The sequence below is a fragment of the Saccharopolyspora sp. NPDC049357 genome, from assembly GCF_040677225.1.
Lineage (GTDB): Bacteria > Actinomycetota > Actinomycetes > Mycobacteriales > Pseudonocardiaceae > Saccharopolyspora.
This window is the reverse complement of record NZ_JBFAQJ010000022.1, coordinates 20,990-43,807: the sequence shown is the minus strand read 5'-3', so window position 1 is coordinate 43,807 and position 22,818 is coordinate 20,990. Positions and strand designations below refer to the sequence as shown.

Genomic DNA, 22,818 nt, shown 5'->3' with positions numbered 1-22,818 from the left:
TGTAGGAGACGCCGCGTGGGCCGACCTGCGTTGCCAGCAGGTCGGATGCGAGCACACGCCGGCCCGTGAGGCCGATTCGGGTTGACGTTCCCGCGGCCCCGGTCGTCGCGTCGTCGCGAGCGGTTCGGGTTCTCGGAATGTCGTTCCATTCGCTGATGAGCTGTTGTCACTTGGCCATTCGCGCTCCTATTCCGATATCCGAGCCTGCATCGAACAGGTAGTCGGTATCACTCATTGGAGTGCTTCTCGTTGAGTTGGCCGACGATGTCCGGTCAATGTGCGCGGCGTGGCTTTCTCGCCGCTTTCCGGAGGCAGCGGCGAACGGGCGAAGTGCGGCAGGATTGATCGTTTGTGGATTTCTGGGGGAAGCGAGATGCGGTTCGAAGTTCTTGGACCGGTCCGGATGTTCGACGGGGACAGAGCGGCACCGCTGACGGGTGCGCTGCGGCGCGGCCTGCTGGCGGTCCTGCTCGCCCACGCCAACGAACCGGTACCGGTCACCGTCCTGTTGGAAGCGCTGTGGGGTGAGCCGGACGAGCACGGGGCGAGCCGGCTCCAAGTGCACGTTCACCGGCTGCGCCGGGAACTCGACGACCCCGACCGGCTGACCTACGGACCCGGCGGTTACTGCCTGCGGGTCGAGAAGGGAGAGCTCGACGCGGCGGTCTTCGCGGGGCTGCTCGACGAAGCGGCCGGCGAGCCCGATCCGACCTGTGCGGCCCGGCTGCTGCGCCGCGCGCTGAGCCTGTGGCGGGGCAGGCCGTACCAGGAGGTCGACCTGCCCGACGTCGACGCAGTCATCGAACGGCTCACCGAGCAGCGGTCGCTGGCCGTGGAGGAGTGCTACGCCGCCGAGCTGCGGGCCGGCCGGCACGAGGCCGTCGCGGGCGAACTGCTCGATGCGGTGCACCGAAACCCCCTGCGGGAGCGGTTGCACGGCCTGCTGATGCTCGCGCTCTACCGCAGCGGACGGCAGGCCGAGGCGCTGTCGGCCTACCAGCACGCGTGCGAGGTGCTCAACGACGAGCTCGGCCTGGACCCGGGGCCGGAACTGCGCACCCTGCACGACCAGATCCGCGCGGGCGAAGCGATCGAGGTCGTGGGAGCGACGCAGGTCCCCGCCCAGCTGCCGCACAGCGCAACGGATTTCGTCGGCCGCGAACTCCCGCTGTCCGAGCTGGACGCGATGCTCGACGCCAGGTCCCGCGCGATCCCGATCGCGGTCATCGTCGGCACGGCCGGAGCCGGCAAGACCTCGCTGGCGCTGCGCTGGGCGCACCAGGTCAAAACCCGCTTCCCCGACGGTCAGCTCTACACCGATCTGCGCGGGTTCGGCACCGGAACACCGGCTGAACCCGGCGACGTGCTGGCCGGGTGGCTGCGGGCGCTGGGCGTGGACGGCAAGGACGTACCGCTGGACCCGGCCGAGCGCGGCGCGCGGTTGCGCAGCCTCCTCGACGGCAAGCGCGTGCTGCTGGTGCTGGACAACGCCGCCAGCGCCGAGCAGGTGCGCCCGCTGCTGCCCGGCAACGCCGACTGCGCGGTGGTGGTCACCAGCCGCCACCAGCTCGACGGGCTGCTCGTCGGGCACGGAGCCAACCTGGTCGAGCTGGACCGGATGACCGCGGACGAGGCGCGACTGCTGCTCAAGGAACTGCTGGGCGACCTGGTCACAGACGAGGGCACCGTGGACGAGCTCATCGAGTGCTGCGCGCGACTGCCGCTGGCCCTGCGCATCGCGGCGGAACGGGTGCGGCGGCACCGCAACCGCGGCATCAGCCAGACCATCGCCGAATTCGGTTGCGCCCAGGCGCGTCTGGACCTGCTCGACAGCGGTGACCCGCAGGCGTCGGTGCGCACCATCTTCGCCGCGTCCTACCGGAACCTGTCGGTGGCCGAGGCGAAGTTGTTCCGGATGCTCGGACTGCACCCCGGCGAGGAGATGGACGCCTACTCGGTGGCCGCGCTGGCAGGGGAGGACGACGTCCGCGTGATCCGCCGGGGCCTGGCCGAACTGGTGCGCGCGCACCTGCTGGAGGAGGTCGCGGGCAAGCGGGTCCGGCTGCACGACCTGCTGGCGACCTACGCCGCCGAGCTGTCCAGCACCACCGAGAACGCCGCCGAGCGGCGGGAAGCGCTGCGGCGGCTCTACGACTACTACCTGCAGGTCGCCACGACCGCGTCGGGATTCCTCGCCCCGGGCTCGCTACCGTCGCCGGAACTCGCGTTCCCCGCGCCGCCGATCCGCGACCACGAGGACGCGGCCCGCTGGCTCGACGACAAGCGCGACACCGTGGTGCGCATCGCCGAGCTGGTCGACGGCGAATTCGAGCACTACGCGGTCGAGTTCGCCATCGTGCTGGACGCGGCGCTCGACTTCGGCTGGCACGTCGACGAGGCCCAGCGGCTCCACGGCAAGGCACTGGAGATCGCCGTGCGGCGCGGCGATCGGGTCGGCGAGGGCATCGCGCTGCGCGGACTGGGTGTGGCGCACTGCCGGCGCAACGACTTCGCGACGGCCCGCGACCTGCTGGAGCGGGCGCTGCGCAAGGCGGTGGGGCCTGCCGGGATCGCGGCCGTGCTGCAGAGCCTGGGGGAGGTGTGCGTGTTCACCGGGCACACCGAGCTGGCGCTGGATCACCTGCGCCGTTCCACGCGGCTCTACCAGCAGGCCGGGCTGCGCTTGCTGGGTCTGCGGCCGATGATCTGCCTCGGACGGCTGCACCGCCGGTGGGGGCGGCAGGAGGAGTCGCTGGAGTGCTTGCGAGAAGCCTCGCGGGTGGCCGCGGCGCACGGGTACCGCCCGGCCGAGGCCGACGCGTCCTACGCGCTGGCAGGCCTCTACCGGGACCTCAACCGGTTCGCCGAGGCGACCGATCACGCCGAGCGCGCGCTGGTGCTCGCCCGCCGCAGCAAGTTCCGATTCCTCGAAGGCATGACGTTGCACCGGCTGGGAACCATCCGCCGGTGCCTCGGGCACCACCCCCAGGCGCTGGAGAGCCACCGCGCGGCACTGGTCTTCGCGCGCCGGATGCGGTCGGCGAACCTGGAGGCGATCGCGCTCACCGCGCTGGCCGAGACGCACGCGGCGATGGGCGACGAGGCGGAAGCCGCCCGCTGCCACCAGCACGCCCTGCGGGTGGCCGACAGCGGGTGCAGCCACTACGTGCGGGCGCGCGCCCACGCCGGGCTCGGCGATCTGCACGACGCGGCGGGCAGGCGGGAATCGGCCACCCGCCACTGGCGCACCGCGGTGCGGATCTACGAGGAGCTCGACGCTCCGGAGGCCGGCGAGCTGCGAAGGAGGTTGAACGCGGACATCAGCCCGAGCGTGCCCTGCTGAGCAGGCGAAAGCCGAGCCCGACGGCGAACACCGCCAGCCCGGCCACCACCGAGGTCCACGGCAACGTCGCGGCCAGCAGCAGGCACCCCGCAAGCCCGGCGGCGTTGAGCGCCTTCGGCCACCGGCGCTCCGCCGGTGGCTGGGTGAAGGCGGAGGCGTTGGCGATCGCGTAGTACACCAGCACGCCGAAGCTGGAGAACCCGATCGCCCCGCGCAGATCGGTGGTGATCACGAGCACGATCACCACCGCGGCGACGGTCAGCTCGGCGTGGTGCGGGACCTGGAAGCGCGGGTGCACCGCGGCGAGGTAGCGCGGCAGGTCTCCCTCGCGGGCCATCGCCAGCCCGGTGCGCCCGACGCCGGCGATCAGCGCGAGCAGCGCGCCGAGGCTCGCCGCTGCCGCGCCGATCCGCACCACCGGCGTCAACTGCGCGTACCCGGCCGCGGTGAGCGCGTCGGCGATCGGCGCGGTGCTGGCGGCCAGCGCGTGCGGGCCGAGCACCAGCAGCACGGCGAGCCCGACGACGCCGTAGGTCACGGCCGCGATCGGCAGGGCCAGCAGGATCGCCCGCGGGATGGTGCGCGCCGGGTCGCGGACCTCTTCGCCGAGCGTGGCGATGCGGGCGTACCCGGCGAAGGCGAAGAACAGCAGGCCGGACGCCTGCAGCACGCCCAGCGGCCCGTTCGGCAGCCAGTCATGCGCACCGATGGGCCCGGTGGACGGGTAGAGCAGCGCGGCCGAACCGGCCAGCACGAACAGCACCAGCACCAGCAGGATCCGGGTCAGCGCGGCGGTGCGGGTGATGCCCACGCAGTTCACGGCCGCGAGGACCGCGACCGCCAGCGCGGCGGCCGGTCGCTCGAAACCCGGTGCGGCGTAGGCGGCGAAGGTCAGGGCCATCGCGGCGCAGCTGGCCGTCTTGCCGACCACGAAACCCCACCCGGCGGTGAAACCCCACCAGTGACCGAGCCGGACGCGGCCGTAGACGTAGGTGCCGCCTGAAGCCGGGTGGACCGCCGCAAGCTGCGCCGAGCTCGTGGCGTTGCAGTAGGCGATGAACCCGGCGATGACCAGTGCGAACAGCAGACCACTACCGGCGGCGGCAGCGGCAGGGGCGAACACCGCGAACACCCCGGCGCCCAGCATCGAGCCCAGGCCGATCGCGGTCGCATCGACGGTGCCCAACCGCCGTGCCAGCGGAGCACCCGAGGAGTGCGGGTTCGGCGTCACGACCGGGACCGGATCAGCGGTGCGCGGTGAGGAAGTGGGCCGGTACGAGCGCCCGTCCGGCCTCGTCGGCCGGGTGGTGGGCGCCGACCCCGGCGGGGAGGAAACCGGCGATGGTGCTCGGCTCGATGGAGTCGACCGTCCAGTGCTCGGCGACCGCCGCGCGCAGTTCGTCGGCGTCCACGGCGTTGGGGCCGCCGCCTTCCGGGAACGCGCCCTTGTCGAACACCAGCATGTACAACCTCGCGCCAGCGCGGGCCGCACGAGCGATGGCGGCGACGTAGGCGGCGCGGCTCTCGACGGGCATGGAGTGGAACAGGGTGCTGTCGATGACCGTGCGGAAGTGCCCGTCGTGGCCGGAGAGCCCGGTGATGTCGCCGACCTGGAACGTCGCCGAGGCGTGCCGTTCGTCGCGGGCCGACTCGGCTTGCGCGATGGCGGTCTCGGACAGGTCCACGCCCAGCACCTCGAAGCCGCGCGCGGCCAGCTCCCGAGCGGTGACACCGACACCGCACCCGGCGTCGAGGACCGGCCCGACGACGTCACCTCGCTCGATGACCTCGCTGATGGCCGGCTGCGGCACGCCGATGTTCCACGGCACGCGCGCGTCTTCGGTCACCGGCGACTCGCCCCGGTAGACGGCGTCGAAGTCGGGAAGTTCGGTGCTCACGCGAGCCTCCGCAGCAGATCGCACAATGCCTCGTCAACGCGGGAAAACTACCACGTTCCAAGATCGGCTCCGCGCTGCGCGAAGCCGAGCACGACGGTCGGCTTCGCCGACGCCGGCACCGCTTTCGCGCTCGCGATCACGCCCCCAGGTAGCGCCCGGGGCGGTGGTTGAGCGCGAGGACTCCGTTGAGCAGCACCGCACCCATCGCCGAGATCAGCATCGCGGTGGGGGAGACGACGAGCAGCGCGGCGGCGATCACCAGCACGTCCAGACCCATCTGCACGTAGCCCGCCCGCCACCGCAGCCGTTCCTGGGCGATCAGCGCCACGACGTTGAACCCGCCGAGGCTGGAGTCGTGCCGGAACACGATCAGCAGCCCGATGCCGATGAGCAGGTTGCCGCAGACCGCCGCGTAGAGCGGCGGCAGGTGCAGGGCGCCGAACAGCTGCGCGTGCAGCGGTGCGAACGCGGAGACCAGCGCGATCGAGATCAGCGAGCGCACCGCGAACCGACGGCTCTTCTTGGCCACCGCCAAGGCCATGAACGGCAGGTTGACCACCAGGAACAGCACCCCGAAGGGCACCGGCAGCCCGTAGCTGAGCAGCAGTGACAGCCCGGCCGTTCCACCGGTGACGATCTGGCTGGACTTGAGCAGGTGCAGGCCGAGCGAGACCACGAAGGTGCCCGTGAGCAGACCGAGCACGTCCTCGGTGCGGGTGTGCGGCAGCGCGGTCGGGTGCCGTGTCTCGGCGGCGCTGGTCGGTGCGGTCACGGGGGTCGGGGTCGCGGTCTGCGCAGGCATGCTCGAAATGGTCGGGTCAGCACAGCACAGCAGGCAACACAGCCCTTCGCGGCTGCGACAGAATTCGCGAACGATCGAGTTGGTGTGGCAGAGTGCTCAATCCGCGGGTGCTCGTCACACGGTTCCTCCCCACTGTGTTCGGCACCACACCTGACCTGGGGTTTCGTCCGCGCGAAGCGCGCGGCGAATGGCGACCTTCCGGAGCGTGCCGCTGGTGAACGAGATCGACGCCCTCGACGCCCGAATCCTGCTCGCCCTCGACGACGATCCGGACCTGACGATCCTCGGCCTGTCCCGCGAGCTCGGCGTCGCGCGCAACACCGTGCACGCGAGGCTGCGCAAGCTGGGCCACAACGGGGTCATCGGCGACTTCAGCCGACGCGTCGACCCGGTCGCCCTCGGCTACGACCTGGTGGCGTTCGTGTCGATGCAGATCAGCCAGACGAAGCAGCCGGTGACCACCACCGCGCTGCGCGAGCTGCCGGAGGTGATCGAGATCCACGCGACCTCCGGTGACGCCGACCTGATGGTCAAGGTCGTGGCCCGCGACACCCAGGACCTGCATCGGATCACCAACGAGATCCTCGGCATCGACGGAGTCGAGCGCACCAGCACCGCCATCTCGCTGCACGAGGCCATGACCACCCGGATGCGGGCCCTGCTGGAGGTCGCCGCCCGCACCTCCTGAGCAGCGAAGTGGTCGAGTTGTTTCCGCCTTTTGCTGATTCGGCTACCGACTCGAGATCGAACCGTGTTCACCCGAAGGGGTGTGATCTTGCGTGGCGAACAGGCATGATCACCCGGTGTCGCTCGATGTCTCTCGCCTGTCCGTGCTGATCTTCGATGTCCTGGGAACCGTTGTCGACGAACGAGGTTCGATCCGCACCGCGGTCCAGGAAGCGCTGGGAGAGGCAGGTGAAGCGGAGGAGAAGGGCGACGCGCTCGCGACCGCCTGGCTGAACAGGCTCGACGAGCTGCTCTCCGAGGCATCGGACGGCGAGTACCGCCCGATGGACGAGCTCAACCGCGAGGCCCTGGAGCACGCCGTCAAGGCCAGCGACGTCTCGCTCGGCGAGGACGTGCTGGCCGAGCTCGCCGCGGAAGGACTGCGCCCCAAGCCCTGGCCCGACGCCGCGCCCGGTGTCGGCGCGCTCGCCGACCGGTTCAACGTCGTCGCGCTGTCCAACACCACCATGCTCGCGCTGGCCGAGATCACCCGTCGCGGCGGCCTGCGCTGGGCGTTCGCCCTGTCCTCGGAACTGGTCGGCGCCTACAAGCCGGACCCGTCGGTCTACCGCAAGGCGCTGGAGCTCATGCGCGTCGAACCCGGGCAGGCCCTGATGGTGGCCTCGCACCCGTGGGACCTGCGCGCCGCCGCGGAGCAGGGCATGGCCACCGCCCACATCGCCAGGGAAGGCGACGGCGAGCCGGTCGACGCCGACGAGTTCGACCTCCAGGCCGCTACGATCGCCGAACTGGCCGCCCAGCTCCTCTGAGGCGCCCGAACCGCCGAGGATCGGCCGTTCGGCGCATTGCCGCAGGTATGACGACTACGTGTTACCGAAATGTACACCCGAACGATTGCCACCGGGCTGCGGAACATGGACGATTTGCTGGGGATCGATGATCTCGCCTGCTCCGAACCACCTCAACGACGACGGGAACGGAACATGACGAACCTGGCAGCGAACCTGGTCGCGTCCGCTCAGCGGCACGGCGACCGGCCCGCGGTCCGTCTCGACGAGCACGTGCTCAGCTACGCCCAGCTCCACGCCTCGGCCGCTGCCGTGGCCGGTGACCTGCGGGAACGCGGCATCTCACCTGGCGACCGAGTCGGCTTGGTGCTGCCGAACGTGCCCGCCTTCCCGATCCTGTTCTACGGCGCGCTGCTGGCAGGCGCGACCGTCGTGCCGATGAACCCGCTGCTCAAGGCCCGCGAGGTCGAGTACTACCTGCGCGACTCGCAGATGTCGCTGGTCTACGGCTGGGACGGTGGCGGCGACGCGGTGCCGGACGCCGCCGCGGAGGTGGGAATCCCAGGTGTCGTGGTGGGCGCGGTCGGACCGATCGAACTCGGCGGCGAGCCGATCACCGAACCCGTCGAGCGCACCGACTCCGACACCGCCGTGCTGCTCTACACCTCGGGAACCACCGGCAAGCCCAAGGGCGCCGAGCTGACCCACCACAACCTCGCCTCCAACGCCGAGATGGCGGTGGAGACGCTGTTCGAGCTCACCCCCGACGACGTGGTGATGGGCTGCCTGCCGCTGTTCCACGTCTTCGGCCTGACCTGCGCGCTCAACACCTCGGTGCTGGTCGGCGCGTGCCTGACCCTGCTGCCGCGGTTCGACCCGGCCAAGGCCCTGCAGATCGTGCCGCGCGACGGGGTCACCATCTTCGAGGGCGTGCCCACGATGTACGCGGCGATGCTCAACCACCCCGACGCCGACGGTGCCGACATGAGCTCGCTGCGCACCTGCGCGACCGGTGGTTCGGCGATGCCGGTGGAGGTGCTGCGCGGCTTCGAGGCGAAGTTCGACTGCCACGTGCTGGAGGGCTACGGCCTGTCGGAGACCTCGCCGGTGGCCTCGTTCAACCAGCCCGGCTACGAGCGCAAGCCCGGTTCCATCGGGCTGCCGGTGCGCGGCTGCGAGATGAAGGTCGTCGACCTCGACGGCAACGAGGTCGGCCTCGACGAGCCGGGCGAGATCGTCATCCGCGGCGAGAACGTGATGAAGGGCTACTGGGGCCGGCCGGAGGCGACCGCCGAGGCGATCAAGGACGGCTGGTTCCACAGCGGTGACATCGCCACCAAGGACTCCGACGGCTACTTCTTCATCGTCGACCGCAAGAAGGACCTGATCATCCGCGGCGGCTACAACGTCTACCCGCGCGAGGTCGAGGAGGTGCTCTACGAGCACCCGGCCGTCGCCGAGGCGGCCGTGGTCGGGGTCAAGCACCCGGACCTCGGCGAGGAGGTCGGCGCGGCCGTGTCGCTCAAGCCCGGCCAGGACGCCACCGAGGACGAGCTGCGCGAGTTCGTCAAGCAGCGCATCGCCGCCTACAAGTACCCGCGCGAGGTCTGGCTGGTCCCGGAGCTGCCGAAGGGACCGACCGGAAAGATCCTGCGCCGCGAGGTCAAGGAGATGCCCCGCGAGGTGTGAGCGGAACCGGGCCCGGCCGCGCGCCGGGCCCGGGACCGGCGGACTAGGCTCACGGAAGTCTGTGAGTGAGGTCTGAGCATGGTCGGAATCAAGGACGTCGCGCGGCTGGCCGGGGTCTCCATCGGCACGGTGTCCAATGTGGTCAACCGCCCGCAGCTGGTGTCGGACGAGACGCGGCGGCGGGTGCAGTCGGCGATCGAGGAGCTCGGCTACGTCCGCGACGAGTCGGCTCGGCAGCTGCGCGCCGGCAGCAGCCGCATCATGGCGCTGCTCGTGCTGGACCTGGCCAACCCGTTCTTCGTCGACTTGGCACGAGGGGCAGAGGAAGCCGCCCACGAGGCCGGGCTCAACGTGATCACCTGCAACAGCGGCCAGCGCGTCGACCTGGAGTCGTCCTACCTGTCGATGCTGGCCGAGCAGCGGGTGCGCGGACTGCTGCTGTCCCCGGTGGACACCACCGGCGAGCGGCTGCGGACCTTCGCCCGCAGCGGCATTCCCTACGTGTTCGTCGACCGCACCGTGCCGGAGGTGCAGGGCAGTTCGGTCGCCGTCGACGACGTGACCGGGGGAGCGCTGGCGGCGCGCCACCTGGCCGAGACCGGGCACCGCGAGATCGCGATGGTCAACGGCCCGTCGATGCTCGCGCAGTGCCGGGACCGCGAAGCGGGTGCCCGATCGGCCCTGGAAAGCACCGGGGCGCACCTGTCGGTGCTGGAGTCCTCCGCGCTGGACGTCGCGTCGGGACGCGACGCGGGTGCGCGGCTGCTGGGCATGAGCCCGCGCCCGACGGCCGTGTTCTGCGCCAACGATCTGCTCGCGCTGGGCCTGCTGCAGGCGATGGTGGCCGCGGGGGTGCGGGTGCCGGAGGAGATGGCGATCGTCGGCTACGACGACATCGAGTTCGCCGGGGCCGCGGCGGTGCCGTTGACCTCGGTGCGCCAGCCCGCGCGCAAGCTCGGCCGCACGGCAGCGGAGCTGCTCATCGCCGAAACCTCGGGTGAGCCGATCCGGCACCGCCAGATGGTGTTCCAGCCGGAACTGGTCGTCCGCGCCTCAACTCGCGTCAGCCGCTAGAAGTAGCCGATCCACATCGCACCGACCACGAGGAAGGTGGTGATGGACAGCGTCGCCGTGATCATCTCGGCGTGGCGTGCGGTCATGGTGCTTCCTCGGGTGGGCTCAGGTTCGGGCGGTGGCGCGGCCGGGGTGACCGGCAGCGGCGTGCGGATCGGGGAGGTACCGGGGCGAGCCGGCAGCGGGCGCCCCACCCAGGGGCGGGTGGCGGTCGGGCGCGTGTTGTGCCTGCCGCGGGAGTGCTGCCTGCGACGTGCCTTCCGGTGGACCTGTGCGGTGTTCAAACCAGCGCCCCCTCGCGGCCGATCATCCTAATCCGTCGCGGGCAGGAGCTTTCCCCCGCCTGCCCCGAACGGCGTCGGGATCGTTGATCCGTTCGGTCGACCGCCGGCCAGGGGGCATGCCCGCGCACCCAAGTGCTGGGCTCAATCTGACATCGGCCGATGGAGAAGTTAAGCGCTGATGTCCGGCGCGCCCGAATTCCGCTGGATTGCACCCGATCGGCCGCCGTCCGTCACACATCGTGACCTAGCCGCTGAGCTGGGCAGAACACGGCACAGGTCAGTCGCTCTCGACGAGCTCCAGGAACTGCCAGTGACCGTCCGAGAGACCGGCGAGCAGCTTGCCGCAGTTCTGCAGCACGCCCGGCCCCGAGGTCACGTGCTGGGTGCCGCCGTGCAGATCGCGGAAGAATCGCTGCAGCGCGCTGCGCCGCAGCGCCGCCGTGCCCGCCCACCTGTAGACGGTCTGGCCCACCTCGTGCACCGACGAGGTCGCGTTGCCCAGCGCCAGCCGGGTCAGGGTCTCCTGCTCGGTGCTCAGGCCGCGGCCGTCGTCGAGGGTCTCCTCGCACTGCTTCCAGGTCTCGAACGCGAACGCCCGCGCCGCCCGGAACTTGGCTTCGGCCTGGGCGTATTCGGCGTGGAACTGCTGGCTGTCGACCGCGGCCCGGGGCGTGCCGGTCTTGGTGGCCGCCAGCGCGCGCATCTCGTCGAGCATCCGCCGGCCCACGCCCAGCGCCCAGCCGGCGTGGCAGATGCCCGACATGTTGGCCAGCCCCAGCCGGTACAGCGCCCCGCCCATCCGGGGAGACGTGCAGGTCGCCTCGTAGGCGTAGGACGCGGGCACGAACGCCTCGCGGATGCTGTAGTCGATGCTGCCGGTGGCGCGCAGTCCCATCACATCCCAGTTGTCCTGCAGCGCGACCTGCTTGACCGGCAGGGTGAACACCAGCGCGCGGTCCTCCTCCGCGCAGTGGGCGGAGGTGTGGATGTGGGTGGCCATCGACACGCCGGAGGCGAACTGCCAGTCGCCGCTGATCCGGTACCCGCCCTCGGTCTTCACGGCCGTGCCGGGTTTGGTGCCCTGCCCGGCGATGAGCGCGTGGTGTCCTCTTAGGACGTTCGGGTACAGGTCGTGCACCACGTCCCACCCCAGGTAGGCCGGTGTGGTGCCGGTGGCGAGCTGGAGCGCCATGAACGACCAGCCCGCCGAGGCGTCGAAGTAGCTGACCTCGGCGATGGTCTCCATCGCCTGGCGCGGGGAGAACTCGTAGCCGCCGAGCTCGGCGGGGATCCCGATGCGGAAGATCCCGGTGTCGACGAGCGCCTTGGCGGACTCGTCGCTGAGCCTGCCGATCTCCTCGCTGTGCTCGGCGTTGTCCTCCAGCAGCGGACCGATGGCCCGGATCCGCCCGATGACTGCGTCGAACTCCTCGCTGACGTGCAACTCGGCCATGGTGCCGTCCTTCTCCACGCGTGTCGGTGGACCCGTTCAAGCAGACGCCCATGTCAGGTCCCCGAGGACGCTACCGGCGGTCGCTCGGCGGCGGCCACCGTCAAATGTCCTGCGGAGCCCGTGAGCTGGAGGACACCACCGGCCGGGTGGAGGTGCCCTCGCTGCTCTCGGTCACGTGACATCCGCTGGGATGGGTGCGGGGACCGGAATGCCGCGGTGATCCGGGGACCTGGTGATCCGGCTGATCCGCAGGCGTCCACAGGGGACTGCGCGGTCTCGCAGATGTCGCGCACGTCACCGGGGCGTGCTCAGCAGCGCGTGTGCGCGTGACGGGAAGCTTCCGCGCGGTGCGGATGGACGAGGGGGATGCGGGGTGAGGTCGTGAAGAGTCCGCATCCCCCTCGAAGCACGGGCCCACCGGCCGGCGGCCGGAGTTCCCGCACGCCATTGAGCACCGGATCATCGAGCTCCGGCCAGGGGCTTTGGTCCCGGGGCGCCCGGCATGCGGCGACGTACCGTGGTTCCCAGGTGGTTGGCGGTCCACCGTGGATCGAACCGGGTACCGGGTTCAGCGCTCGACCACGGGGTTTCCGAGGATGTCCAGGGCGCCGGTGAGGTCGTCGAGGGCGATGAGGCGATCCGGCGGGAACGTCTGCTCCACCTTCACGACCGCACCCGCGTCGATGCCGTCGTCCTCGATGCGCAGGTGCGGGTCGGCGTCGACGCCGAGACCGAGCAGTTCGGCACCCGCGTGCATCGTGCCGTCGGCGAAGGGCTCGGGCGACGGGGAGGGTGCGGGAATCGGCAGCGGTGGCAGCGGCGCCGGTCGCTGGACTCCGGGCTGCGGAGCCGGTTGTCCGGGTACCGGCGCGGCTCCCGGCGCAGCCGGGGCGGCTGGAGCCGCCGGGGGAGCGGGCGGTGACGGTGGCGACTGCGGTTGCTGCGGGGCGGACGGCTGCGGCGGTGCGGAGGCGACCGGCGGGATCTCCTCCTCGTTGGCCGCCAGCGCCAGCCCGAGGACGGCCAGCGCCGCGGCGAGCGCGGCGCCCGACACGGCCGCGCGTCGCGGTCCGCCCACGGCGTTGACGACCCCGCCGACGACTCCGCCGCTCCCGGCACCCACCGCGGTGAGGTAGCCCGCGGCGGTCGCGCTGCCGATCACCAGGGGAGCGATGAACACCCGCAGCGCCCCGTTGATCTCCACGAGTTCCGCGGCCAGGGCGCGGCACCGGTCGCAGTCGTCGAGGTGCGCCTCGACCCGCGAGGTCTCCCGCTTCGCCAGGCCACCGCGCGTCCACGCGCCGAGCCGCTCGACGTTCTCCCGGCAGCGCTCCTGCTCGGCGTCCAGGTTTCCCAGGTGCACCTGCAGGAACGCCTGCTTGAGGCCCTCCCTCGCGCGGTAGGCCAGCGCGGACACGCCGTTGGGCGTCATCCCCAGCAGCGGAGCGACCTTCGCCGGGGACTCGCCCTCGATCTCGACGTGCCAGAGCACCATCTGCCAACGCTCGGGCAGCTTCGCGAACGCCGCCGCGACCAGGGACCGGTCCTCGCCCTCGACGGCGGTGTCCTGGAACGGCTGGGAGATGTCGATGCCGGGCACCGTCTCCAGGTCCTCGGCGTACTGCAGCCGCTGCTGCTTGCGGGTGCGGTCGTAGGCGGCGTGCCGGACGGCGGTCAGCAGGTAGGCGCGGAACGCCGAGGTCGGGCCGCGCTGGTCGCGCAGCAGGTCGAGGACCTTCGCGAACGCCTCGGAGACGACGTCGTCGGCCTCGGCGGCGGATTTGGTGACCTGGCGGGCCATGCTGTGCGCGGCGGCGACGTGCCGCTCGTAGAGGCTTCCGTAGGCCCCGGTGTCGCCCTCGCGCACAGCTTCGATCAGCTCGCTGTCGCTGCGCTCCTGGGAGCCAGCCTCCGTCGGTAACGCCGCCATGCCAACCCCCTGCTCGCGACCGTGATCGTCATTGCCCGGCACAATTGCTACCCCGGCAGGGGCGGTGGTGGTCGACGGCGACCCCATTCGTTGCGCCTTCGTGACCGCCTGTTGCTCCATCCGTATGGCGCGCAACGACTTCCGACGGGCTACGACGATGGGCGAAACATCGCAGCACCACTAGGGGCGGTTGGGGAATTTGCGTTGCTCGGCGGTGCCAGCGGCAGAACCTGATCGGTTCCGTGCGGCGGTGCGGGCTGAGTCCCACACCTGAAACAGCAGCTCCGCCCCGTTCTTGGACAGCACCTGACGGCCGGTGATCACGAGCGGGTCACGGTCGATTCGCGAGTTGGATCCGGTGATTCGTCGGACGGGGAAGGACGTGCACCCAGCTGCCCGCGTCGGTGAACACCAGGCCGCATTCGCGCAGATCAGCCAGACGGGAGTGCACCTGCTCGCCGAAGCGGGCCGCGAGCACCGACAGGGGGCAGGGGACGTCCACGTACCGCAGGAGTTCCGCCGCTTCGCCGGCGAAGACGTACTCGTGCCGGCCGAAACCCGGCCGGTCGTCGAGGACGACGAGGGCGTCGCCGTCCTCGACGAGTTCCAGCAGGCCGAGCGGGTTGTCCCGGCGCCACGCCGCGACACCGGCCAGCAGTGCCGCTTCGGTGTCGTCGGAGATTCCGTCGCCGCACCGCACGGCGCTCCGCATCGGCGGCAGGTGGTGCAGAGCGGGGAACTGCGCCAGCACCCGCGAGTAGGACCGGTCGGTCCCACCGGGGAAGCCGTACCGGTAGGTCCAGTCCACCGACAGCCCCAACGTCCGGGCGTCGCGCAGCATCCGCACGTTCCCGCAGCCCTCGGCGCGGCTGCCGGCCAGGCGCAGCACCCGGGTGCTGAGGTTGTCGATGCCGGGCCGGACCCGGCGGAACCCGGTGTCGCGCAGGCGCGACAGCCGCTCGTAGGACACCTCGGTGCTGATCTCGGCCTGCGACCGCATCGGACCCGCATCACCTTTCGCCGCTCGTGCGGTGGAGCGGCGGGAAGCCGCCCCACCGCGCATCTCGAAGTCCGGATGTCGTCCACGCCGCCTCGGCGCACCGCGAAGAACCCGAGTTCGATCCACCGTGCCAGGAGGGTCCTCGCGAAACCAGGCGTGATTCACCCGGACGTCGGCATCGTCAAATTCTCGGTTTCCCGCTTTTCCGCTCGCTCGCCGAGAGGGTCTCCAGCAGCGCGTCGTAGGCGGGCTTGGGGGTGAAGTCGTCCCAGTAGATCGTCGCCGCGCCCTGGTTCGGGAACGTGCCGGGCACCCAGGAGTACTTGTCCGGCAGCCCCCACACGGTGAAGGAGTGGCAGCTGGAGACGTCCAGGCACGACTGCAGCGCGCGGCGGTAGTAGTCGGCCTGCTCGGTCAGCTGCTGCGGGGTGGGGGCGCCGCCCTGCGGCAGCGTCATGCGCACGTCCAGCTCGGTGATCGCGGTTTCCAGCCCGAGGTCGGCGAAGCGCTGGAGGTTCTGCGTGAGGTCGGCCGGGAAGCCGTCGTCGAGGTTGAGGTGGGCCTGCGCGGAGAAGCCCTGCACCGGAACTCCCTGCGCCAGCAGGTCCTGGACCAGCGCGTGGTAGGCGTCGCTCTTGGCGTTGTCGCCCTCCACGCCGTAGTCGTTGAAGAACAGCTTGGCGTTGGGGTCGGCTTCGTGGGCCCAGCGGAAGGCGTCGGCGATGATGCCGGGGCCGAGCTCGCGGATCCAGATGTTGTCGGTGGTGCGCAGGTTCCCGGACTCGTCGAAGATCTCGTTGGCCACGTCCCACTGCTGGATCCGCCCGGCGTAGCGGCCGACCACGGTGGAGATGTGCTCGTGCAGGATCTCGCGCAGCTCTTCGGGCGAGAACCCGCCGTTCTCCAGCCATTCCGGGTTCTGGCTGTGCCACAGCAGGGTGTGCCCGCGCATCACTTGGCCGTGCTGCTCGGCGAAGTCGACGATCGCGTCGGCGGTGGCGAAGTCGTAGGTGTCGCGAGCGGGGTGGAGGTACTCCCACTTCATCTGGTTCTCCGGCGACAGGGAGCTGAACTCGCGGGCGAGCACGTCGCGGTAGGGCTGGTCGGAGGTGAACGGGTCGGGGTAGGGCTGCTCGTCGTGGTGGCCGCCGCCGGCGACGGCGGAGCCGACCACGAGGCCCTCCGGCGCGGCATCGCGCAGGGCGGGTGCCTGGGGTGCGGCTTCGGCGTGGACGGGTAGCAGCAGGACCGCTGCGGCGGCGGTGGTGGCGAGGCGAATCGGCTTCATTGCGGACTCCCGCGTTCTCTACTGGACCGGAACAGTTTCCGAAATATTTCGAAGTTCACGCGATTTCGAAGACTATTGGCGCGCGCGAGGAAAGGTCAAGAACCGCAACTTTCGGAATCAAGGTAGTCGCAATCCCCAGGGTTCGCCCACCGAGGCGATGAAACCTCCCCCGAGGGTGGAATTCATCCCGGACAGCGAAACATTTCGGTGGAGAATGCGATCGAGGATTCCTCGGGTCGGCGCGGTGATCGCGACGATGAGGGGGCGGTGGGGTTGTCGTCGGCTGCGGGAGGTATCAACCTCGGAACAGCTCCCGCTGAGCGGAAACGAACGCTGGTAGGGGTTCCGGGAGGAACCCACATGATTCCGGGCACGACACCGACATCGAAGAGGTGACCTGGAATGACAACGGCGTCAGGACAGTCCGGCCGCGCGCCGGAGACGAGCGCCCGGGGCGTCGCCGCGCTGTGCTGGTCGGCGGTGGCGCTGGAGGGCTACGACCTGGTGGTCCTGGGCGTCGTGCTCCCCAAGCTGCTGCGCGACCCGAGCTGGCAGCTCACGCCCGCGACCGCCTCGGTGATCTCCTCGGTCGGGCTGGTGGGCGTGATGATCGGCGCGTTGTGCGTCGGCCCGCTGACCGACCGCTTCGGCCGCCGCAAGCTCATGATCACCACGGTCGCGCTGTTCTCCGCGCTGACCCTGGCGTGCGCGTTCGCCGACGGCCCGCTGCTGTTCGGCATCCTGCGATTCCTGGCCGGTCTCGGGCTCGGCGGCGTCCTGCCGGTGGCGATCGCGATGGTCAACGAGGCGTCCGAGGCCAAGGGCGGAAGCGCGACGACAACCCTGATGACCGGCTACCACGTGGGTGCCGTGGCCACCGCCCTGCTGGGGATCCTGGTGATCCCGGCGCTGACCTGGCGCGCCATGTTCGTCATCGGTGCGCTGCCCGCGCTGGTGCTGCTGCCCCTGCTGGCGCGCCACCTCCCGGAGTCGCTGCCGGCCACGGCCGAGGAGAAGGCCGCCCGCAGCCCCGTGGCGACCCTCTTCCAAGGCGGCTACCTGCGGTCCTCGCTCGCGTTCTGGGTGACCTCGTTCATGGGCCTGCTGCTGGTCTACGGGCTCAACACCTGGCTGCCGGAGATCATGCGCGCGGCCGGTTACGAGCTCGGCGCCGCGCTCGCGCTGCTGCTGACCCTCAACGTCGGTGCCGTGCTGGGCCTGCTGCTGGCCGGGCGGGTTTCCGACCGCATCGGCGTGCGCACCTGCATCCTGATCTGGTTCACCGCCGCAGCGGTGTTCCTGGCGCTGCTGAGCGTGCGGCTGCCCGGCTTCGGCGTGTACGTCAGCGTGCTGCTGGCCGGCGTGTTCGTCTTCAGCACGCAGGTCCTCGTCTACGCCTACGTCAGTCACCACTACCCGGCGGTCGGGCGCGCCACCGCGCTCGGCGCGTCCAGCGGTGTGGGGCGGCTCGGCGCGATCTGCGGGCCCCTGGTCGGCGGCGCGCTGCTCAGCGCGGGTCTGGCCTACCCGTGGGGTTTCTACGCGTTCGCGGCTGTCGCGGTCATCGGGTTGGTGTCGGTGACGTTCGTGTCGAACCGGCAGCCCGCCTGACCCTTGACCGGGCCGGGGTGCGTGCCCCGGCCCGGTGCTCGCCCGGGATGTGGGATGCGAGCGGCGGCGCTTTACAGCGAGCCCGATCGCAAGAAGGATGACCGGCATGACAGCCCAGGCCGGTTTCGTGGTGCGGTGCCACATCGACCTGTTGCGCGTGTGCAGCGCGATCTGTTGATCCGCGGCTGACCGGACGCCGTTCGGCTCCGGAATCTTCCTCCCCTCCACCGGCTCTCAGCCGGTTTCCGCTGCACTCGCACCTCTCGTTCCAGGAGCTCTCATGCTGTCGTGCCCCGCCATGCTCGCGTTCAGTCCTCGGTGGACCGAGGAGGGCGGGCGTGGTTGAGTTCGCCGTGCTCACCGGGCACCTGACGTCGAGGTCGCGGTCCGGGGCGGTGGCCCGCACCCTCCTCGACGAGCTGCGCCTCACCGGCGCCGAGGTCACCGAGATCGCGGTGGGCGAGCTGCCGCACTCCGCGCTGATGGCCGGCAACCGCCGACACCCCGCCGTGCAGGCGAGCCGGCGGGTGGTGGCCGCCGCCGATGCGGTGGCGGTCGTGACGCCCCGCTACGAGCCGCACGGCAGCGTCCCGCTGCGGTCCTGGCTGGCGATGCTGCCGAGCGATGCGCTGGCCGGAAAGCCCGTGCTCCCAGTCGGTCTGGGCACCGTGCGGAGCCACTCCATCGGTCTCGGCGGCGGCCTCGGCGCAGCGAGGGTGCTGCCCGCGACGTTCCTCTACGACCACTGGTTCACCGAAACCGGAGGGTGGAGGCAGGGTCCCCGCGCCGACGACCTCCTCCGGCGCGCGGCCCGCACCCTGCGGGCCTCCGCGTTCGGCGAGGTCGTCGCCGCGTGAACCGATGATCAGATGCCGTGGACCTGCTTCCGCGCGGCGGCGTAGGCCGCCCGGACCGCGGCCCCGCTGGTGTCGTCGCCGACGGCCCGGCGGGTGCCCGCTACCTCCCACTCCGGCGGCTCGGCGCTGCCGGAACGGGCCCAGGCGGCCTGCTTGGCCGCGCCGATGGCCACGTACTCGGCCGGTTCGGGGATGTCCACGTCGACGCCGAACAGGCCGGGGGCGATGGCCTGGACCGCCTCGGAACGGGCCGCGCCGCCGATGAGCAGCACCCGCCCGACCTCGGCGCCGGTGTCGCGCAGCGCGTCGATGGCGTCGGCCATGCCGCACAGCATCCCCTCCACGGCCGCGCGGGCGAGGTTCTGCGGCGTCATGTTCGCGCCGGTCAGCCCGGCCAGCGTGCCGGTGGCCTCCGGGAGGTTCGGAGTCCGCTCGCCCTCCAGGTACGGCAGCAGGCTCAGCCCTCCCGAGCCCGGCTCCGCCGACAGCGCGAGCCGCGAGAGCCCCTCCAGGTCGGTGTCGAGCATGTGCGCGGTGGAGCTGAGCACGCGCGCCGCGTTGAGGGTGCACACCAGCGGCAGGTACCGGCCGGTGGCGTCGCAGAAGCCCGCGACGGTGCCGGTCTGGTCGGCGCTGGGCTTCTCGGCGGGCGCGAACACCGCACCCGAGGTGCCCAGCGACACCACCACATCACCGGGCTTGAGCCCCAGACCGAGCGCGGCGGCCATGTTGTCGCCGGTGCCGACGCCGATGGTCGCGCCCTCGATCTCGGGCAGCGTCGCCCGCTCGGCTTCGGCGTTGGGGCTCAACAGCTTCGGCAGTGCCGGGGTGCGTCCGCCCATGGCGTCGGTGAGCAGTTCGGGCAGCCACTCGCCGGTGGTGGGGGAGTAGTACCCGGTGCCGGAGGCGTCGCCGTGGTCGGTCCAGCTCTGCTCGGGACGTCCGGCGAGCAGCCAGCCGAGCCAGTCGTGCGGCAGCAGCACCTGCGCGACGCGGTCGGCGTTGTCCGGCTCGTGCTGAGCCAGCCACGCGAGCTTGGTGATGGTGAAGCTGGCGACCGGGACCAGCCCGGTGCGGGTGGCGAGCGCCTCGGCCCCGTGGCGTTCGATGAGCTCCTCGGCCTGCGGAGCCGAGCGGGTGTCGTTCCACAGCAGGGCGTCGCGGACCGGCTCGCCGGAGGAGTCCAGCGCGACCATGCCGTGCTGCTGGCCGCCCACCGACACCGCCTCGATGCGGCCCGGCGACTTCGCGACGACCTCGGCGATGGCGTTCTGCGCGGCCTCCCACCAGGCCGCCGGGTCCACCTCGGTTCCGTCGGGGTGCGACGCCTTGGCCTCGGCGACGACCGCGCCGTCGTCGGCGTCGACGACGAGCGCCTTGGTGGACTGGGTCGACGAGTCGATGCCTAGCACCAGCATTGCGGATCATCCTTCGTGCTCGCGGAGTGCAAGCACTCCCGGGCCGGGTTCGTGCGGCGCCGGAACGCCGGAGTCGGTTCTGACCGGACACGATTGTGCGCGATCAGGCCGCGGTCGTGCGATCACCCGGCCCCGGCACCCGGAACGGGGAGGTCCCGTCTCGGGCGCCGGGGCCGGTTGTCGGTGGGTCAGCTGACGCCGAGGAGGTGGTCCATGGCGAGCTGGTCGAGGCGCTCGAAGTGCATGCCGCGCTGGGCCGCGGCGTCGACGTCGAGCTCCTCGGACAGCAGGTCGGACACCGATTCCCCGTCGTTGAGGGTCGGGGTGGACAGCTCGGCGACCCGAGCCGCCTCCAGCGCCTCCTTCACCCGCGGGTCCGCGCGGAAGGCCGCCGCGCGCTCCTTGAGGATCAGGTAGTTGCGCATGCAGCCGGCCGCCGAAGCCCAGACGCCGTCGTAGTCCTCGGTGCGCGGCGGCTTGAAGTCGAAGTGCCGCGGGCCTTCGTAGCCGCCGTTCTCCAGCAGGTCGACCAGGAAGAACGCGGTGCGCACGTCGCCGGCGCCGAAGCGCAGGTCCTGGTCGTACTTGATGCCGTTCTGCCCGTTGAGGTCGATGTGGAACAGCTTGCCCGCCCACAGCGCCTGCGCGATGCCGTGCGCGAAGTTCAGGCCCGCCATCTGCTCGTGCCCGACCTCGGGGTTCACGCCGACGATGTCGCCGTGCTCGAGCTCGTTGATGAACGCCAGCGCGTGACCGACGGTCGGCAGCAGGATGTCGCCGCGCGGCTCGTTCGGCTTGGGCTCCAGGGCCAGCTTGAGGTCGTAACCGCGCTCCTTGATGAACGCGCAGACGGTGTCCACGGCCTCGCGGTAGCGGTCCAGAGCGGCGCGAACGTCCTTGGCCGCACCGGATTCGGCGCCCTCGCGACCGCCCCAGGCGACGAAGGTCTGGGCGCCGAGCTCGGCGGCCAGCTCGACGTTGCGCAGCACCTTGCGCAGCGCGAAGCGCCGCACGTCGCGATCGTTGGCGGTGAAGCCGCCGTCCTTGAACACCGGGTGGCTGAACAGGTTGGTCGTCACCATCGGCACGGCGAGACCGGTCTCGTCCAGCGCGCCCCGGAAGCGGGAGACGATGGCCGAGCGCTCGGTGGCGTCGGAGCCGAACGGAACCAGGTCGTCGTCGTGGAAGGTGATGCCGTGGGCGCCCAGGTCGGAGAGCCGGTGCACGGCCTCGACCGGGTCCAGCGGGCTGCGGGTGGCTTCGCCGAACGGGTCGCGTCCGAGCCAGCCGACGGTCCACAGGCCGAACGAGAACTTGTCCTCGCGCTTCGGGGTGAAGTCGGTCATGACTTGATGCTCCTCACGTCGTGGTGCAGTGCGATGTCGCGGCGGCACCGGGTGGTGCCGAACCTCGGTCAGCCGGCGGCCTTCTCGGCCGCGGGGATGCGCAGCGGATCGCGGAAGATCTCCTCGATGACGATGCTGCTGGCGCCGCGCACGGCGGCGGAGAACCCGTAGGTGGAGGCGGTGATCCGGCAGACCGCCGCGTCTCCGGCCACCGAGCGGTCGCGCAGTTCCCGCATCGCGGCGGGAACCAGGTAGGGCGCGACGGTGCCGAGGTAGCCGCCGAGCACGACGACCTCCGGGTTGAGCAGGTTGACCAGCACCGACACGCCGATGCCCAGCCACCTTCCGACCTCGTCGAAGCCGGCCATGGCTTCCGGCCCGCCGTCCTCGGCGCGCTGGCGCAGCGCGTGGGCCTGCTCCTGCGGGTCGACGTCCTGGTCGGCCAGGTCGGGAGCCGCCGCGCGCAGCACGGCGGGCAAGCCGATCTTGGTCTCCAGGCAGCCGCGACGTCCGCACCCGCAGACCTGCCCGTCGAGGTCGACCGGGACGTGCCCGATCTCGCCGGTGAACCCGCCGGAGCCGCGCAGCAGGCGTCCACCGGTGATCAAACCCGCGCCGACGCCGACCTCACCGGTCAGGTACACCAGGTCCGCGGCGGGCTGGGGCATGGAGTGCAGCTCGGCGAGGGCGGAGAGGTTGGCCTCGTTGTCGACCACGATCGGCACGTCATCACCGAGGCGCTCGCGCAGCGCTTCCGCGATCGGGATCGATCGCCATTCGAGATTGGGCGCGTAGCGCACCCGGCCCGTCTCGGCGTCGACCAGACCGGGCACGGCCACTGCGATGCCGGCCAGGAACGACGAACCGGTGCCCGCCAGTTCGGTGACGGCTTCGCGGGCGATCGCGGCGAGCCGGTCGAGCGTGGTCTCCGGGTCGGCGCGCATGGCGTCGAACCCGAGCCGCCGCTCGACGATGACGCGTCCGGCCAGGTCGGTGCCGCGCGCGGCCAGGTACTGGGAGTTGATCTCCAGCCCGAGCGCGGTGATGCCGCCGCCGTCGAGCTCCAGCGAGCGCCCGGGACGGCCGACGGCGCCGTCCCGACGCAGGCCGGTCTCGCGGATGAGGCCGCGGTCGATGAGCTCGGCGGCCAGGCTGGACACGGTCGCCTTGGTCAGTCCGCTGCTGGTGGCGATGTCGGCGCGCGAGACGACCTCGCCTCGCCGCACCTCGTCGAGCACGCGCGCGAGGTTGGCCCGACGCACCGCGGTCTGGTCGACACCGGCCGACGCGCCGAGCCGCCCGGCCGCACCGCTTCCTCGTTCCGCCACACCCACCTCCAATAAGTACGGC

17 protein-coding genes are annotated in these 22,818 nt (G+C 71.2%); 7 read left to right on the top strand and 10 right to left on the bottom strand.

The window, feature by feature from the left end; translation table 11 throughout:
* Positions 1-373 precede the first annotated feature (373 nt).
* Positions 374-3,343, top strand: coding sequence for a BTAD domain-containing putative transcriptional regulator (locus AB0J91_RS19345; protein ID WP_363870585.1), 2,970 nt, complete (start codon positions 374-376; stop codon positions 3,341-3,343).
* Here the strand turns inward: AB0J91_RS19345 and AB0J91_RS19340 are convergent.
* The 3 genes from AB0J91_RS19340 to AB0J91_RS19330 all read right to left on the bottom strand — a co-directional run bounded on the left by AB0J91_RS19340 (position 3,321) and on the right by AB0J91_RS19330 (position 6,043).
* Positions 3,321-4,574: an APC family permease gene (locus AB0J91_RS19340; RefSeq protein WP_363870582.1), complete on the bottom strand. Its 1,254-nt coding sequence runs from the start codon at positions 4,572-4,574 to the stop codon at positions 3,321-3,323. The two genes, AB0J91_RS19345 and AB0J91_RS19340, sit on opposite strands and share 23 nt — an antisense overlap.
* A 13-nt stretch (positions 4,575-4,587) precedes the next feature.
* Positions 4,588-5,241 carry a class I SAM-dependent methyltransferase gene (locus AB0J91_RS19335; protein WP_363870579.1) on the bottom strand — a complete coding sequence of 218 codons (654 nt, stop codon included), beginning with the start codon at positions 5,239-5,241 and terminating at the stop codon, positions 4,588-4,590.
* A gap of 136 nt (positions 5,242-5,377) precedes the next feature.
* Positions 5,378-6,043, bottom strand: a complete 666-nt coding sequence (locus tag AB0J91_RS19330) for a YitT family protein (protein ID WP_363870576.1) — start codon at positions 6,041-6,043, stop codon at positions 5,378-5,380.
* Between the two features lie 205 nt (positions 6,044-6,248).
* On the opposite strand from AB0J91_RS19330, the gene AB0J91_RS19325 reads away from it, so the two are divergent.
* The 4 genes from AB0J91_RS19325 to AB0J91_RS19310 all read left to right on the top strand — a co-directional run bounded on the left by AB0J91_RS19325 (position 6,249) and on the right by AB0J91_RS19310 (position 10,281).
* Positions 6,249-6,731 (top strand): Lrp/AsnC family transcriptional regulator, encoded by a 483-nt coding sequence (locus AB0J91_RS19325; RefSeq protein WP_363870573.1) that lies wholly within the window; start codon positions 6,249-6,251, stop codon positions 6,729-6,731.
* Positions 6,732-6,846: 115 nt separating this feature from the next.
* Positions 6,847-7,539, top strand: coding sequence for a haloacid dehalogenase type II (locus AB0J91_RS19320; RefSeq protein WP_363794234.1), 693 nt, complete (start codon positions 6,847-6,849; stop codon positions 7,537-7,539).
* 174 nt (positions 7,540-7,713) lie between these two features.
* Positions 7,714-9,207, top strand: coding sequence for a long-chain fatty acid--CoA ligase (locus tag AB0J91_RS19315; protein ID WP_363870570.1), 1,494 nt, complete (start codon positions 7,714-7,716; stop codon positions 9,205-9,207).
* Between the two features lie 78 nt (positions 9,208-9,285).
* The gene (locus AB0J91_RS19310; RefSeq protein WP_363870567.1) at positions 9,286-10,281 is read left to right on the top strand and encodes a LacI family DNA-binding transcriptional regulator; all 996 of its coding nucleotides are present in this window, start codon (positions 9,286-9,288) and stop codon (positions 10,279-10,281) included.
* A gap of 561 nt (positions 10,282-10,842) precedes the next feature.
* On the opposite strand, the gene AB0J91_RS19305 is transcribed toward AB0J91_RS19310, so the two are convergent.
* The 4 genes from AB0J91_RS19305 to AB0J91_RS19290 all read right to left on the bottom strand — a co-directional run bounded on the left by AB0J91_RS19305 (position 10,843) and on the right by AB0J91_RS19290 (position 16,236).
* Entirely contained in the window at positions 10,843-12,018 is a 1,176-nt protein-coding gene (locus AB0J91_RS19305) for an acyl-CoA dehydrogenase family protein (RefSeq protein ID WP_363870565.1), read from the bottom strand.
* A 568-nt stretch (positions 12,019-12,586) separates the two neighbouring features.
* Positions 12,587-13,948: a sigma-70 family RNA polymerase sigma factor gene (locus tag AB0J91_RS19300; protein ID WP_363870562.1), complete on the bottom strand. Its 1,362-nt coding sequence runs from the start codon at positions 13,946-13,948 to the stop codon at positions 12,587-12,589.
* Between the two features lie 331 nt (positions 13,949-14,279).
* Positions 14,280-14,948, bottom strand: coding sequence for a hypothetical protein (locus tag AB0J91_RS19295; RefSeq protein ID WP_363870559.1), 669 nt, complete (start codon positions 14,946-14,948; stop codon positions 14,280-14,282).
* Between the two features lie 181 nt (positions 14,949-15,129).
* Positions 15,130-16,236 carry an endo-1,4-beta-xylanase gene (locus tag AB0J91_RS19290; RefSeq protein ID WP_363870556.1) on the bottom strand — a complete coding sequence of 369 codons (1,107 nt, stop codon included), beginning with the start codon at positions 16,234-16,236 and terminating at the stop codon, positions 15,130-15,132.
* 402 nt (positions 16,237-16,638) lie between these two features.
* On the opposite strand from AB0J91_RS19290, the gene AB0J91_RS19285 reads away from it, so the two are divergent.
* Together AB0J91_RS19285 and AB0J91_RS19280 are read left to right on the top strand one after the other, a co-directional pair.
* The gene (locus AB0J91_RS19285) at positions 16,639-17,847 is read left to right on the top strand and encodes an aromatic acid/H+ symport family MFS transporter (protein WP_363870553.1); all 1,209 of its coding nucleotides are present in this window, start codon (positions 16,639-16,641) and stop codon (positions 17,845-17,847) included.
* 338 nt (positions 17,848-18,185) lie between these two features.
* The gene (locus AB0J91_RS19280) at positions 18,186-18,704 is read left to right on the top strand and encodes an NAD(P)H-dependent oxidoreductase (RefSeq protein ID WP_363870550.1); all 519 of its coding nucleotides are present in this window, start codon (positions 18,186-18,188) and stop codon (positions 18,702-18,704) included.
* An 8-nt stretch (positions 18,705-18,712) separates the two neighbouring features.
* Here AB0J91_RS19280 and xylB read toward each other — a convergent pair whose 3' ends face one another.
* The 3 genes from xylB to AB0J91_RS19265 form a co-directional block, all read right to left on the bottom strand.
* Complete coding sequence (gene xylB, locus AB0J91_RS19275; protein WP_363870547.1) at positions 18,713-20,122, bottom strand: xylulokinase; 1,410 nt, start codon at positions 20,120-20,122, stop codon at positions 18,713-18,715.
* A gap of 188 nt (positions 20,123-20,310) precedes the next feature.
* On the bottom strand, positions 20,311-21,468 hold the full coding sequence (gene xylA, locus AB0J91_RS19270) for a xylose isomerase (protein ID WP_363870544.1): 1,158 nt from the start codon (positions 21,466-21,468) through the stop codon (positions 20,311-20,313).
* A 68-nt stretch (positions 21,469-21,536) separates the two neighbouring features.
* Complete coding sequence (locus tag AB0J91_RS19265) at positions 21,537-22,796, bottom strand: ROK family transcriptional regulator (protein WP_363870541.1); 1,260 nt, start codon at positions 22,794-22,796, stop codon at positions 21,537-21,539.
* Positions 22,797-22,818 lie beyond the last annotated feature (22 nt).